The sequence below is a fragment of the Ruegeria sp. CDSC051 genome (assembly GCF_059610665.1).
The window spans coordinates 37,000-51,120 of record NZ_JBXWOC010000005.1 but is presented as its reverse complement, the minus strand read 5'-3'; the positions used below and the strand labels follow the sequence as shown (position 1 = coordinate 51,120).

Annotated in this window: 17 protein-coding genes; 12 read left to right on the top strand and 5 right to left on the bottom strand. The window is 56.0% G+C overall.

Annotation, left to right across the window (positions count from 1 at the left end; translation table 11 throughout):
* Positions 1–20 precede the first annotated feature (20 nt).
* The 3 genes from AC2FH0_RS12920 to AC2FH0_RS12910 are packed head-to-tail and all read left to right on the top strand — an operon-like array spanning position 21 to position 3,225.
* Entirely contained in the window at positions 21–770 is a 750-nt protein-coding gene (locus tag AC2FH0_RS12920; RefSeq protein ID WP_496702160.1) for a biotin--[acetyl-CoA-carboxylase] ligase, read from the top strand.
* An 11-nt stretch (positions 771–781) separates the two neighbouring features.
* Positions 782–1,561, top strand: coding sequence for a type III pantothenate kinase (locus tag AC2FH0_RS12915; protein ID WP_271950166.1), 780 nt, complete (start codon positions 782–784; stop codon positions 1,559–1,561).
* Positions 1,558–3,225: a ribonuclease J gene (locus AC2FH0_RS12910; RefSeq protein WP_496789503.1), complete on the top strand. Its 1,668-nt coding sequence runs from the start codon at positions 1,558–1,560 to the stop codon at positions 3,223–3,225. Before AC2FH0_RS12915 ends, AC2FH0_RS12910 begins: the two co-directional genes overlap by 4 nt.
* A gap of 6 nt (positions 3,226–3,231) precedes the next feature.
* On the opposite strand, the gene AC2FH0_RS12905 is transcribed toward AC2FH0_RS12910, so the two are convergent.
* Both AC2FH0_RS12905 and AC2FH0_RS12900 read right to left on the bottom strand, forming a co-directional pair.
* A complete protein-coding gene (locus AC2FH0_RS12905; protein ID WP_282021545.1) occupies positions 3,232–3,936 on the bottom strand; it encodes an NUDIX hydrolase in 705 nt (234 codons plus the stop codon).
* Positions 3,937–3,961: 25 nt separating this feature from the next.
* The gene (locus AC2FH0_RS12900) at positions 3,962–4,360 is read right to left on the bottom strand and encodes a DUF983 domain-containing protein (protein WP_142634860.1); all 399 of its coding nucleotides are present in this window, start codon (positions 4,358–4,360) and stop codon (positions 3,962–3,964) included.
* 222 nt (positions 4,361–4,582) lie between these two features.
* Between AC2FH0_RS12900 and AC2FH0_RS12895 the strand changes: the two genes are divergently transcribed.
* The 4 genes from AC2FH0_RS12895 to AC2FH0_RS12880 are packed head-to-tail and all read left to right on the top strand — an operon-like array spanning position 4,583 to position 6,475.
* Complete coding sequence (locus AC2FH0_RS12895; RefSeq protein WP_496690839.1) at positions 4,583–5,050, top strand: EF-hand domain-containing protein; 468 nt, start codon at positions 4,583–4,585, stop codon at positions 5,048–5,050.
* 6 nt (positions 5,051–5,056) lie between these two features.
* Entirely contained in the window at positions 5,057–5,671 is a 615-nt protein-coding gene (locus AC2FH0_RS12890) for an RNA polymerase sigma factor (protein ID WP_281972822.1), read from the top strand.
* The gene (locus AC2FH0_RS12885; RefSeq protein WP_496690838.1) at positions 5,664–6,005 is read left to right on the top strand and encodes a hypothetical protein; all 342 of its coding nucleotides are present in this window, start codon (positions 5,664–5,666) and stop codon (positions 6,003–6,005) included. Before AC2FH0_RS12890 ends, AC2FH0_RS12885 begins: the two co-directional genes overlap by 8 nt.
* On the top strand, positions 6,002–6,475 hold the full coding sequence (locus AC2FH0_RS12880) for a periplasmic heavy metal sensor (RefSeq protein ID WP_496690837.1): 474 nt from the start codon (positions 6,002–6,004) through the stop codon (positions 6,473–6,475). Before AC2FH0_RS12885 ends, AC2FH0_RS12880 begins: the two co-directional genes overlap by 4 nt.
* 5 nt (positions 6,476–6,480) lie before the next feature.
* Here the strand turns inward: AC2FH0_RS12880 and AC2FH0_RS12875 are convergent, their stop codons facing one another.
* A complete protein-coding gene (locus AC2FH0_RS12875; RefSeq protein WP_496691037.1) occupies positions 6,481–7,881 on the bottom strand; it encodes a diguanylate cyclase in 1,401 nt (466 codons plus the stop codon).
* Positions 7,882–7,968: 87 nt separating this feature from the next.
* On the opposite strand from AC2FH0_RS12875, the gene AC2FH0_RS12870 reads away from it, so the two are divergent.
* The 5 genes from AC2FH0_RS12870 to AC2FH0_RS12850 all read left to right on the top strand — a co-directional run bounded on the left by AC2FH0_RS12870 (position 7,969) and on the right by AC2FH0_RS12850 (position 12,352).
* Positions 7,969–8,253 carry a DUF3572 domain-containing protein gene (locus AC2FH0_RS12870; protein ID WP_496690836.1) on the top strand — a complete coding sequence of 95 codons (285 nt, stop codon included), beginning with the start codon at positions 7,969–7,971 and terminating at the stop codon, positions 8,251–8,253.
* Positions 8,254–8,278: 25 nt separating this feature from the next.
* Positions 8,279–8,974: an HAD family hydrolase gene (locus AC2FH0_RS12865; RefSeq protein WP_496690835.1), complete on the top strand. Its 696-nt coding sequence runs from the start codon at positions 8,279–8,281 to the stop codon at positions 8,972–8,974.
* A gap of 117 nt (positions 8,975–9,091) precedes the next feature.
* Entirely contained in the window at positions 9,092–10,651 is a 1,560-nt protein-coding gene (locus AC2FH0_RS12860) for a trimethylamine methyltransferase family protein (RefSeq protein ID WP_496690834.1), read from the top strand.
* A 121-nt stretch (positions 10,652–10,772) separates the two neighbouring features.
* The gene (locus AC2FH0_RS12855; RefSeq protein WP_496690833.1) at positions 10,773–11,360 is read left to right on the top strand and encodes a heme NO-binding domain-containing protein; all 588 of its coding nucleotides are present in this window, start codon (positions 10,773–10,775) and stop codon (positions 11,358–11,360) included.
* Positions 11,357–12,352, top strand: coding sequence for a diguanylate cyclase domain-containing protein (locus tag AC2FH0_RS12850; RefSeq protein WP_496789501.1), 996 nt, complete (start codon positions 11,357–11,359; stop codon positions 12,350–12,352). The genes AC2FH0_RS12855 and AC2FH0_RS12850 overlap by 4 nt, the downstream gene beginning before the upstream one ends.
* Positions 12,353–12,397: 45 nt before the next feature.
* Here AC2FH0_RS12850 and AC2FH0_RS12845 read toward each other — a convergent pair whose 3' ends face one another.
* Complete coding sequence (locus AC2FH0_RS12845) at positions 12,398–13,096, bottom strand: CbiX/SirB N-terminal domain-containing protein (RefSeq protein ID WP_496708820.1); 699 nt, start codon at positions 13,094–13,096, stop codon at positions 12,398–12,400.
* A gap of 69 nt (positions 13,097–13,165) precedes the next feature.
* Positions 13,166–14,098, bottom strand: coding sequence for an AEC family transporter (locus AC2FH0_RS12840; protein WP_142634838.1), 933 nt, complete (start codon positions 14,096–14,098; stop codon positions 13,166–13,168).
* Positions 14,099–14,121 lie beyond the last annotated feature (23 nt).

Genomic DNA, 14,121 nt, shown 5'->3' with positions numbered 1-14,121 from the left:
CGGCCTATTGTACTTGTGACATGAGTGATTGGCCGGATGGATATGGCCTGCATGTATTGCAAGAGGTCGATAGCACTCTGAACGAAGCCGCCCGGATCGCGCCGATGGCTCAGGGTCCGGTCTGGATACTGGCGCACCGCCAGACACAGGCGCGCGGTCGGCGCGGACGGGTCTGGACCAACCCCGAGGGAAATCTTGCCGCAACGCTGCTGATGCGGCCCGCAGGACGCCCGGAACAGGCCGCTCTGCGCAGTTTTGTCGCCGCCTTGGCCCTGTTTGATGCATGTGTGGCGGTCACCGGACGCATATCGGGTTTGTCGCTAAAATGGCCCAATGATGTGTTGCTGAACGGTGGCAAGCTTGCGGGGATACTGCTGGAAAGTACCGGGCAGGGGCGGGACGTCTCGCATTTGGCAATCGGCATCGGCGTCAATCTCTCGCAGGCACCGACTGCAGATAAAGTCGAACCAGGTGCGCTAAGGCCGGTTTCGCTGTTGTCCGAGACAGGGGCAGATGTCACCACCGAAGATTTTTTGACCGAGCTTGCATCGGCCTATGCGCGTTTTGAGGCCCAGTTTGTAACCTACGGGTTCGAACCCATCCGCGCTGCTTGGTTGTCCCGCGCAGCTAAGCTGGGCGAGGTCATCACCGCGCGTACTGTCACCACTGAGACGGTCGGGACTTTCGAAACGGTGGACGCAGGCGGTAACCTTGTCCTAAACACCGCGAAGGGCCGCGTCAGCATACCTGCGGCAGACGTATTTTTCTGAAAGGGGCACCAATGCTTCTAGCCATCGACTGCGGCAACACCAATACCGTTTTCTCGATCTGGGACGGTGAGGAATTCGTCTGCACGCTGCGCACGTCTACGCACCATGCCCGTACGGCGGATGCCTATTTCACCTGGTACTCTACGCTGGTCAAACATTATGAGATCCAAGCTGATATCACCGATGTGATTATCGCCTCGACCGTGCCGCGTGTGGTCTTCAATCTGCGCGTCTTTGCGGACCGGTTCTTTGGCTGTCGCCCATTGGTCGTGGGCAAGCCGGAGTGTCTGCTGCCTGTCAGCCCGCGCATAGACGAGGGTACGGTCCCTGGCCCGGATCGCCTGGCCAATGCTGCCGGGGCATTTGAACGGCATGGCGGCGATGTGGTTGTTGTCGATTTTGGAACGGCCACCAACTTTGACGTGGTGTCTTCGGATGGAGCATATGTCGGCGGCATCATCGCTCCAGGTGTAAACCTGAGCCTTGAGGCGTTGCACCAGGGGGCCGCCGCGTTGCCGCATATCGACATCACACGTCCAGAAAAAGTGATCGGAACAAATACGGTTGGCTGCATTCAATCTGGCGTGTATTGGGGCTATTCCGGTTTGATCGAAGGGCTGATTGCCCGGATCAAGGCGGAATACGGCATGCCGATGAAAGTCGTGGGAACCGGGGGGCTTGCGCCTCTGTTCGATCAGGCAGATGTTGGGTTTGACGCTATAGAAGACGATTTGACGATGCACGGACTGACCGTGATCCATCGCTATAACAAGGAAAATGGCTCAACATGAGCAGTGAACGACTGATCTATCTGCCCCTGGGCGGGGCGGGCGAAATTGGGATGAATGCCTATGTCTATGGCTATGGCAAGCCGGGAAAGGAGAAGCTGATCCTTGTCGATCTTGGTGTAACCTTCCCAGATATGGACACAACACCCGGTGTCGACCTGATCCATGCCGATATCAACTGGCTAAAAGAACGTGCCGACCGGCTTGAGGCGGTATTCGTCACCCATGCCCACGAAGATCATGTCGGCGCTGTGGCGCATTGCTATGACGACTTGGGCGCCCCGATCTATGCACGCGCCTTCACCGCAAATCTCGCGCGTCGCAAGATGGAAGAGAAAGCCCATCCGACAGACGCGGTTCAGACCCTGTCAGCCTGGCCTGAACAGGTGACGGTTGGCCCATTTACAGTCGGGTTTTTGCCGGTATCGCACTCGATCCCCGAAAGTGCGGCGCTTGTCATAGACTCGCCTGCGGGGCGGATCGTGCATACAGGGGATTTCAAGCTGGATGCCAACCCTGTGGTAGGTGAACCGTTTGATCAGGACCTGTGGGCCGAGGTTGCCAAGGACGGCGTGAAAGCATTGGTCTGCGACAGCACGAACGTGTTTTCAACGCATGCGGGCCGCTCGGAATCCGAGGTCGGGCCTGAGATCACCAAGCTGGTTGAAAACGCCAAATCCATGGTGGTTGCGACGACTTTTGCCTCGAATGTCGCGCGGGTGAAAACGCTGGCTGAGGCTGGCCAGCGCGCCGGGCGCTCGGTCGTTCTGTTGGGCCGCGCGATGCGGCGCATGATCGAGGCCGCGACGGAAACCGGTATTCTCACGGATTTTCCCAAGGTTATCAGCGCCGAAGAGGCCGTAGATATCCCGCGCCAGAACCTGATGCTGATCGTAACCGGCAGCCAGGGCGAACGCCGTGCGGCCAGTGCTCAGCTTGCGCGTGGTAAATACCGCGGGATCGAGTTGAAGGAAGGCGATCTGTTCCTGTTCTCGTCGAAGACGATCCCGGGCAATGAGAAGGGCGTGATCTTCATCATGAACCAGCTCAGCGAAAAAGGCGTTGATGTGGTGGATGACAGCTCGGGTCTGTATCACGTCTCTGGCCATGCCAACCGGCCTGATCTGGAAAAAGTGCACGCCATAGTCAACCCACAGATGGTTATTCCCATGCATGGTGAACACCGACATCTGCGCGAACATGCTAAACTGGCCGAAGCGGGTAGTCGTACCGGGGTTGTGGCAGTCAATGGCACGATGCTGGATCTCAGCGGCAATGCCCCCAAGGTCGTCGACTACGTCGAGACAGGCCGAACTTATCTGGATGGAACCGTAAAGGTCGGAGCCTTGGATGGAGTTGTCCGCGACCGCATTCGCATGGCCTTGAACGGGCATGTAACCGTGACGGTTATTTTAGACGAAGAAGACGAACCGTTGGGTGAACCCTGGTGCGATACGATGGGCTTGGCCGAGACCGGAACATCGCGCGCAGCACTGGTCGAAGTTCTGGAAGAGGACCTGAACCAATTCCTCATGCGGGCGGATACCAAAACCCGGCGCGACGATGACAAGCTGGAAGAGGCATTGCGCCGGATCGTGCGTCAGACAGCAAAGACCGAGATCGGCAAAAAGCCCGAGGTGACCACGGTGATCAGCCGAATGAAGTAGGTTCGGCTAGAAGTCCTGTTCGGACATTGGATAGCCTTTGATCTGTAAGAACAGGCTTTGTTCTTCTTGATTGAGGAAGAACGGAACGCTTTGGGGTGGTTCGGGTCGTGTGACCCGGGCTGCAACTTCGGCCAGAACAACTTCGGTTATGAAGGGAAGATCAAGCTCGCGCGCCTTGTTCAACGGAACCCATTGCAGGTGAGACAACTCATCCGAAGCGCGGCCAAAGTCATCCAGATCGCCTTGCAGGGCGTCTGCATCTACCAAAAAGAATCGTGCATCAAACCGGCGCGTACGGCCGGGCGGGGTGACGGCGCGAAAAACAAACTGCAATGCCTGTGCAGAGGGCAGAAATCCTGCCTCTGCATAGCTTTGCCAGTCAATCGGCACCTCACCTGTCCAAGCGCCGGGAACTCCAAGCACCAGGCCGGTTTCCTCCCAGAGCTCGCGGATTGCGGCGGCCGCCAAAGCATTCTGCAGCCCGGGCGGAGACTGTTCAGTAAGCCGATCGCGGCAGAGCTGGGACATGTCAGCCGATAGCGGGACCAGAGCGTCCTCTGCGTCTACCGCGCCACCTGGAAACACGAATTTGTTCGGCATAAAAACGGCTTTTGCGCCCCTTTGACCCATCAAAATGGAAGGGTTCGTCATCCGGTCCCGCAACACGATAACTGTTGCAGCGTCCCGTATAGCCGTTTTGTCTGTACTCATCTCAGGGCCGACCCAATCATTCCAGTCATCGGTCCGTTTCGAACCCATGCATCCGTCGTGCCCACTGATAGGCGACAACGGCCCCTTTCATTCGCGGTAGCAGGAACAGTGTCAAGGCTGTACATCCGAATGCAAAAATCAGGAACATGTTCAGCGGGTCAGGGCGCCACTGGACATAAGAGATGTGCAAAGCGGGCGCCAGCAGGTGACCGACCAACAGGATTGTCAGATAGGCTGGACCGTCATCCGCACGGTGATGAAACAGTTCCTGACCACAGCTGCTGCAGCTGTCATTCACCTTCAGGTAGCTGTGCAACAGCTTGCCTTCACCGCATTTTGGGCAGCGGCAGCGGAAGCCTTTGATTAGCGCAGGCCGGGTTGGACGGTCGTTCTCGGATATTGTGTCGATCGTTTGATCTGTCATTTTGAAACTCGCGCATTCAGATTGCCCTGATATTGCGCTTGTTTTGCTCCACAGAAAAGGGGGGTGCGTCGCTTTGTGCCGCGATGAGATGTCCGGAAATTATGTGGTCGATGGCAGTGAGCAACAGAAAAAATTCAAATTGGGCGACGGAAACCGAAAACTGCACCGTTTTAACCTATGTGAGCAGCGACAAACCGGTCGCGAGAAACAAAGGAAAACGATATGAAAAGCGCGAAACTTATCCCGGCCATTCTGGTATCGGCCATTGCATTGACAAGCACAACCGCCTTGGCTGTCGGTCCGAAAGGCCGAGAGGACGTGACCTTTCAAGAGCTGGACCTGAACAATGATGGTCAGGTCACGCAGGAAGAAATGCAAACCTATAGGCAACAGCGTTTCACCAATGCCGACACCAATGGCGACGGCATGTTGAGCGTCGACGAGATGCAAGCGGCTAGCCAGAAGAAGGCGAATGAGCGTGTGAATCAAATGTTCGAAAAGCACGATGCCAATCAGGATGGCCTCTTATCCGATGATGAGTTGCCCAAGCCGCGCCGTGCTGGCAAGATGTTTGACCGCATCGACGCGGACAAAAATGGCACGATCACGGAACAGGAATTTGCCGATGCGAAAAACCGGATGGGCCGGCATCACAAAAAACGTGACAAGGCTGGCACCGACGACAGCTAATGAAGGATGCGGGACCTGAGTACCTCATCAACGAGGGCTCGCAGCCAAAGTCAGGCTGCGGGCGACCCCGGAGACGATGCATTGTTGCGGCGGTTCGCCGAGGGTGACGCTGATGCGGCACGCATTTTGACCGATCGGCTTGGGCCGCGCAGTTTTTCGGTGGCGCTCAGGCTGTTGAACGACCGGGCCGAAGCCGAAGATGTCACACAGGAAGCCATGATGCGCCTATGGAAGATGGCGCCGGATTGGGTTGCTGGACAGGCAAAGGTGTCGACTTGGCTTTACCGAGTCACTCTGAACCTGTGTGTCGATATTCGGCGGAAGAAATCGGCGGACAGTCTTTCTGATGTTGCCGAACCTGAAAGCGATGCGATCAGTGCAACCGAACACCTTCAGGATGCCGCCAGGTTGGACGCACTGCAGTTCGCGTTGGCGCAACTTCCGGATCGGCAACGTCAGGCTGTTGTCTTGCGCCATATCGAAGAGTTGCCCAATCCCGAAATCGCGGGAATCATGGATATTTCCGTCGAAGCTGTAGAGAGTCTGACAGCTCGGGGAAAGCGGGCACTGGCACAGCAGTTAGCCGCAAGAAGAGACGAGTTGGGATATGCCGATGGATGAAAATAGCGACCTGAATCACCTGTTTTTACGTGCTCGTCAAGAAAATGAGCCGTTACCCGATGCACTCGCCTTTCGTATTCTGGCCGATGCGGAAACCGTTCGTTTGCAAAGGCTTCAGAAATCACCCCAAGGGTTCTGGGCACAGGCATTGGATAGTTTCTTTGGCTGGCAGGGGATGGGAGGTCTGGCGGCCGCGGGCATTGCTGGCATCTGGATTGGATTGACTGCCCCAGCCTTTTTGCCCGATCCGGCGACGTTGCTTTATTCGCAATCCTCTGGCTTTGAGGTTGCGGATATGGATCTGAATACAATCTTCCTGGAGGAAGGCGAATGAGCGAACAGTCAAAACCTAAACGCCGGTGGATGCCTGTCCTGCTGATCGTGTCCCTTGCTATCAATCTGCTAGTCATCGGTGCGGTTGTTGGCACGGCGCTGCGCGTCAGAAACAATGACCACGTCAAAACCCCTCCGGGATTTGGATCGGCGCTTTATCGCGCGCTTCCCAAGCATGAACGCCAGGCGATGCGGGCCGAGCTTTCGGGCCTGCACCGCCAAGGTGTCGATCATCGGACGGCGGATTTTCAAGCCCTTGGCGACGCACTTCGCGCCGAACCCTTCGCGGCTGACGCTGTAGAGACTTTGTTGGGCCAGCAGGCGCAGGTGATGTCAGAGATGCAGTCTGCTTTGCAGGAACAGTGGCTGATCCGTGTGTCAGCCATGAGCCCGAAAGAACGCGTCGAATACGCTGATCGTCTGGAAGATGTGGTGCACCGAAAATCGAAAGCGGGCAGAAAGCGCGACTGACCCGATCAGGCTGCGTGATTCTGGACCATGACCTGATTGCGTCCCGCCTTTTTCGCAGCATACAGGGCCGTATCCGCAGATTTTATCATGTTGTCCAATGGTGCGGGTGGGATGCCCTGGCGAAACGTGTTGTCATCAGCTGTAATGAGGCCGATGCTGATTGTCACTGCGATTGGTTCGGCGGCCTCGGATAGGTCGAATGGACACTGGCAGATGTCGTTGCAGACGGTTCGTGCGATCCCCAATGCCCGCCGCCCTGTAGTTTCAGGCAGACCGATCAAGAATTCTTCGCCCCCGATCCGGGCCACAAAGCCGTCAGAATCAATGGAATTGCGCATGCGCTTGGCTGTTTCGATCAAGACCTGATCGCCTCCGGCATGGCCAAACTTGTCGTTGATTGATTTGAAATGGTCCAGATCGGCCACCATCACGGTAAAACCGCGCCCGGTCTGCGCAGACTGCCGGGCGATTTGCTTCAATGCTCGCATTGCATAGCGGCGGTTATGCAGGCCGGTCAGTGGATCCACCCAGGATTCCGCGATGCCACGCCGCAAAGAATCCCGCATCTGGTCAATTCGGCTTTTGCGGGCAAGCTGGTTATCAAGCCGCAACAGAGTTTCACGGGGGCAGAACCCCGCCATACAGATGGCATCCGCGCCGCGATCCAGCGCTTCGGCAGCCAGAGACGCGTCATCCTTTCTCAAGATGCCGATCAGCACTGTGTGCCGTGTTGCCCCGCGCGATTTCAAATCCGCCAGAACACTCAGGCCTGAAGATTCGCCATCAATTTCGACAATAACCGCGTCCGGGATGGGGCCGGAAAGCAGGCGGTGAAGGTTCGATATCGTGTGAATTGACAAACTGTGATGCGTATGTTCGGACAGCGCCTTCTGCCAAAGCGCCCCGGTTTTAGCGGATTGCGTCAGTAGGGCGGCGCGCGCAGCTTTGGGTGGCGTGGCAAAGGTGCTTGTCGCTTCGGCAAATCCCAAACATGGCGATCCGCTATTGTCTTGCAATTCCTGCGTATCGGCGCGTGCCCGTAACAAGCTGCGAACCCGAGCTAGCAACAACGTGTCCTTGAACGGGTGCGCCAATACATCGTCCAACCCATCTGACAATGCCCTCAACCTTGCGGATTTGTCGTTTTGCGGCGCGATAGCGACAATGGGAATATCCGCCAGATCCGGGTCGGCCATTACCACTTTCTTGACATCAGCCGCCGTTCCATCCGGCAATGACTGCGCGGTTAAGATCAAATCGGGGCGCACACGTTTCAGCAGCCCATCAAGACCCCGCAGATTTTCCCCCTGTGCGACGTGATACCAGGCCGCAGTAAGCTGTACCTTCAGCATAATTCGATTGGTTGAGGTCCCGTCCAGGACAAGGATCGTTCCTTGCACCGACATATCAGTCACCGTTGATTGCATGCGTTGCTAAAGTGTTTATGACTCTGGTTAACAAACCCTTTCCAATATCAGATCAGGGGCTTCTTTATGCCAATTTCCGCTCAATCCGCCGAAACGCTGGCGCTGAATGCCCTTACCTGGCTTGTGGGCAATGATGACCTGCTGCCTGTATTTCTGGGTTCGACGGGGGCTTCGGTACAGGACATCAAAGACAGGGCAGCAGAGCCGGAGTTTCTGGGCTCAGTTCTGGATTTTCTAATGCTTGACGATTCGTGGGTAGTCGAGTTTTGTGACGTCAATTCTGTGCCGTATGATCAGCCGGGCCAGGCCCGCGCCTTGTTGTCTGGTGGCGCGGAAGTTCATTGGACCTGAAAGCCTACCGGGCAGGAGTTTCACAATGCCAATCCAAGCCATCCTGTTCGACAAAGACGGTACCCTGTTTGATTTCGCGGAAACCTGGGGCACGTTTGGGCGCAATTTTTTACTGCGAGTGACGAACGGAGATCATGCCCGTGCGGCCGAGCTTGGGCAGGTGATCGGCTTTGACCTCGAACAGGTTGCCTATTCTGAGGACAGTGTTGTCATTGCGGGCACCGTCGAAGAAATCGCCGAGGTTCTAGAGCCGCACCTCCCGGAAATGCCGCGCGAAGAGTTGGTGGATCTGTTGAATGCCGAGTCGGCCTCATCTCCGCAAGCCCAGGCCGTTCCGCTTATCCCGTTCCTTGATGGGCTGCGCGAGGCTGGGCTGAAACTGGGTGTTGCGACCAATGACGGAGAGATGCCCGCATCCGAACATCTTTCGTCTGCAGGGATCCGCGAACATTTCGATTTTGTCGCCGGTTATGACAGTGGGCACGGATTCAAGCCAGGCCCGGGTCAACTCTTCGCCTTTGCGCAACATGTGGGGGTAAACCCAGAAAACATAGCAATGGTGGGCGACAGCCTGCATGATCTGCAGGCCGGACGGGCAGCAGGTATGAAGACGATCGGGGTTCTGACGGGTATGGCGCGTGCAGAAACGCTCGAAGCGATGGCGGATGTCGTCTTGCCAAACATCGGACATATACCTGCTTGGTTGTACGAAAAGGCGTGATCGGGTGTGAATTCGGCGGTTCAGACGTCGAAACCGACATAGCCTGTCGCAGACAGAGCGGCCAACAGTACGCGTTCGGGGCTTGCTTCTAGAAAGCCAAGTTCCGAGGAGTGTCCAATGGCCGACAAGAAAGCACGCAGAGGTCGCAGCGGAGGACGGGCTGGTGCCGCCGAGAGACGGGGCGCAGCGGTTATTGATCAGATGCCGTGGAGCCCTCCGATCAACACCGACAAACCAACCGAACCGTTGGACGAGATTGGCGTCGCGGCGATCCACGAGGGCGCAATGCGGATTCTCGAAGAGATCGGGATCGAGTTCTACAACGAAGAGGCAATCGGAATCCTGCGTGAGGCCGGATGTACGATCAACGGTGACAACGTTCGAATGGGCCGGGACTTTGTCATGGAAATGGTGCGTAAAGCCCCATCCACCTTTACCATCACACCGCGTAATCCCGACCGCGCAATCGAGATCGGGGGAAAAAACCTGCTGTTCGGAAATGTTTCGTCCCCGCCGAACTACTGGGATATGGAGATTGGCACCAAGGTACCGGGAAATCGCGAGATGTGCCGGAACCTGTTGAAGTTGACGCAGTATTTCAACTGTATCCATTTTGCCGGCGGATACCCGGTCGAGCCAGTGGATATACATGCCAGCGTCCGGCATCTGGATGTTCTGTACGACAAGCTGACTCTGACCGATAAGGCGATGCATGCCTATTCGCTGGGCAAGGAACGCGTCGAAGACGTCATGGAAATGGTGCGGATCGCAGGGGGGCTGAGCCATGAAGAATTCGAAGCCAAACCGAGGATGTATACTAACATCAACTCGACCTCGCCGTTGAAGCACGATCAGCCCATGATCGACGGTTGCCTGAGGTTGGCGCGGCGCGGGCAGGCGATTGTTGTGACGCCGTTCACCTTGGCCGGGGCGATGGCCCCCGTCACAATGGCCGGTGCAGTAGCGCAATCCCTGGCCGAGGCGCTGTGCGCGATTGCATTGTTCCAATATGTGAGACCAGGGATTCCTTGTGTCATCGGTACGTTCACCTCGAATGTGGATATGAAATCTGGTGCTCCGGCTTTTGGAACGCCGGAATACATGCGGGCGACACAGATGACCGGCCAGATGGCCCGATTTTACGACCTGCCCCTGCGGTCTTCGGGTGTCTGCGCGGCAAACGTTCCGGATGGCCAATCTGTGTGGGAGACCTCGAACTCATTATGGGCGGCGGTGCAATCGGGCACCAACATGGTCTATCACGCTGCAGGTTGGCTTGAGGGTGGCCTGATCGCAAGCCCTGAAAAGTTCATTATGGATTGCGAGATATTGCAGCAAATTCAGCGGTATATGCAGCCGGAATTGACGGCAACCGGCCCTGACGAGATTGCTCTGGATGCGATCCGGTCAGTCGGCAATGACGGGCATTTCTTTGGCATTCAGCACACTCAGGATCGCTATACCACAGCGTTTTATCAGCCGTTTCTGAGTGACTGGAAGAACTATGAGGGTTGGGAAGTCGCAGGAGGCGTCTGGACCGCTGAGCGCGCGCATCACATGTTCAAGGAAATCATCACCAGCTTTGAAGCTCCGGCAATGGATGAGGGCATCCGGGAAGAGCTTGCCGACTTTGTCGCACGACGCAAAACCGAAGGCGGAGCGCCGACAGATTTCTAGCGTAATCTCAGTCACTTCCACTTCGATACTTGCGTGAATTCTATGTGGTGACGCCCGCGTGTTGGGTGTTTGTTAACAAATTTCAGAGCACACTGCGTGAGAAACCAATTTGAGGTCTCTCATGCATGGTCTGATCAACCGGGCGATTCAATCCTTTGTTGCGGTGACCTACGGGCAGCCGTGCTGGATGCGCGTGATGGATTCAGCCGAACTGGGCTTTGCCGAGTTCGAGGCCATGCTTGTTTACGACGATGATATTACCGAGCAGGTATTGGATGAGGTATGCACGGTCCTGAAACGTTCACGCAGTGACGTTCTTGAAGACTTGGGAACGTACCTTGTGTCTCATCCCAACATGGAAGACCTGCGCCGTCTGTTGCGATTTGGCGGTGTCAGCTATCTGGAATTTCTCCATTCGCTTGATGATCTGTCTGACCGGGTCAGATTGGCCGTATCGGATCTAAATCTTCCGGCACTTGAATTGCACGAGCTTTCACCGACGGAATACAGATTGTCCTGCCATCCAGGTCTGCCTGGGTTTTCAAGCGTCATGGTTGGCGTATTGCGCGCGATGGCTGATGATTACGGGGCTCTGGCCATGTTGTCGCATGAGGGCCAGCAGGGTGAGATCGAGTTTATCTCAATCGTTCTGGTAGAAAGCGCTTTTTCAGAAGGTCGGCATTTTGATTTAGGGGCGCGAAAAGCATGATGAACGCGAATAATCTGGCAGAGCTTTTACAAACCCTTTGCCCGATGTTTTTGCTGGTGAACGAGGATGGGAAAGTGACCCGCGTCGGATCAACCTTGCAAAAGCTGCGCCCTGAAAAGCCGATGGAAGGTCAAAGCTTTCTGGATATCTTTGAGCTGCTTCGCCCCAGAGCGGTGACTACGGTTTCAGGCTTGATGTCCCAGGCGGGCACCAAATTGCACCTCAGGTTTCACGACGCCCCGCGCACCGCATTGAAGGGCCTTATCGCTCCGCTGCCCGAAGGTAAGGGGGCGGTCATCAATCTGTCTTTCGGAATATCGATTTTGGATGCGGTCCGGGATTATGCCCTGACCAGTGCGGATTTCTCGGGCACTGATCTGGCGATCGAATTATTGTATCTGGTCGAGGCGAAATCGGCAGCGATGGAGGCGTCCAGATCTCTGAACCTGCGCCTTCAAGGGGCGATGCTTGCCGCCGAACAAAAGGCATTTACAGATACACTGACGGGGCTGAAAAATCGCCGGGCGATGGATGTTCTATTGGATCACATGATCTCGTCCAAATCTCCATTCGCGCTGATGCATCTGGATCTTGATTTTTTCAAATCGGTCAATGACCAATTCGGGCATGCCGCAGGCGACTATGTGTTGCAACAGGCGGCGCGGATCATGGGTGAGGAAACCCGCGGAGACGATACAGTGGCGCGTGTCGGCGGGGACGAATTTGTAATTATATACAAAGGATTGACGGACGAGGGTGTTCTCTCTGCAATCGCCATCAGGCTGATCGAACGGCTGCGGGAACCGATGATGTTCGACAACGTGTCGTGCCAGGTTTCAGCCAGTATAGGCACGGCGCTTTCGACCCAGTTTCCATCGCTTAAACCCGCTGAGATTTTGCATGCGGCAGACCTTGCCCTGTATGCGGCCAAGCGAAATGGCCGGTCTCGCCACTGTCTATATTCGCAGCTTGTGGATCACTCACACAGATAGGTTTCCCCCTAAAGGAACCGGCAAAGTGTATGTGGTCAGACGACTCTACTTCGATGGAGAAAAAGCTTTGAGAACGGACGCTATGTGTTGCTGCACCAGTGGCAGTTCACCCACAACCGGTAAAACCTGTCCCTTGAACTTGGCCTTGCTTAATTCTTGCGGCACATCCTCAAGAACATGGCCACCCGTGCAGGCAAAAAATGGCAAACACAGGGTTTGGGCGCCGGTTCCTGCGGCGGCCACAGAAATCGAAGGGGCCTCTTCGACAAACCCAAGGCGCAGGGATCCAAGTGGTATCAGTTGCAACAAAGCGTCGCCGAATGCCGTTGCGACGGCGGAAGGGTTTCTGCTGCGGCCCGATCCATGCGCAGCGATCACAAGGTCCGTTTCTTGTGACCGCCAGTCTTTGTCCTGCAGCGTTCCCTCAAGGGTTTGCGCGACCAAATGGGGCAATTTCGGGTCCGCGCCCAAGGGATCCAGAATAGGGTTTCGGCGGTCACCAATACGTTTCGGCAGCACATCTGTGACAAACCACCCTTTGGCCATGAATAGGGGATAGATGACGGCGTCGCCGGGAATCTTGTCCAGTGCGCTGTCAAGTGCCCCAGGGGCTGCCAGCGTTGCAGAATGAACCGAAACACCGGCACACAGGGCATTTACATCGGCTGCATAAGCCGCCAAGACCGCTTCGGCTGGTTCTGGGTCAGAAGGTTGGCCATGGGTAACGATAAGGGCGTGTGTCATAAATCTGTCCTGTCCGCTTTAGCGATAGGTGCGCCGCGTCGTGTAAAAGTCAATCCGCCTGCTGCACCGTCAGCCCAATAGGGTCAGCCAAAACCAGACGCTCAGGATAGATACTGCCGTACCCAACAGAACAGAGGATGCAGCAACCCGTTTGGCGCGGCCATAGATGTTTGCAAAGATATAGGCGTTGAAACCAGGGGCCATGGCGGCTGTCATCACTCCGGACCGGAATAGATCCTGTGGCAGTCCAAGGGTGGATCCGAAAAGCCAGAAAAGGCTCGGGTGCAGCAGCAGAGAAACGCCGCAGACAAAGGCGATCGCCCTTAGGTCACCTTCGGGTCTGTATTTAACCAGAACGCCCCCAAGCGCGAACAGCGCGCCGGGAAGGGCCGCGCGGGTCACCAGGCCAAGGGCATCATCCACAACGGCTGGCACGCCGAGCCCGGACAGATTTACGATGAAACCCAGTGAGATCCCGACAATCAGAGCGTTGCGAAACATCGCGGTCAGGACCGAGCGAACCATTCGCGATCCTCCGTGGCCTCGGTTCCGGATCACCTCCATTACCGTGATGCCTAGGCCGTAACAAAACGGCGAGTGAAAGGCGATGACGGCATAATTGCCCGTAAGGCTTTCAGGGCCATAAGCCCGTTCAGTAATCGGCAATCCCAGCAGGACGGAATTGGAGAACAGGCAGCAAAAACCGATTGCGACGCAATCTTCCCATTCGCGGTTGAAGATCAGTCGCGCGCCGAACAGGCCGGCACAAAAGCAAAGCGCAGCAGCAGAGTAAAAGCTGATCAACAGCTTGGGATCAAAACTGACACTGAGGTCGAGATGTGAAATCGCAAGAAACAGAAGGCAGGGGATTGCAAAACCCTGAGTGAACTTCATCAGGCCATCAATGTGGTTTTCCTTGAAGTATCCAAGAAGAGTGGAGACGTAACCGGCTCCAATAACAAGAAAAACTGGAAGGATGACTTCAATGAGATTTTGCAGCATGTCAGCGTTCCGCAACAGTTATT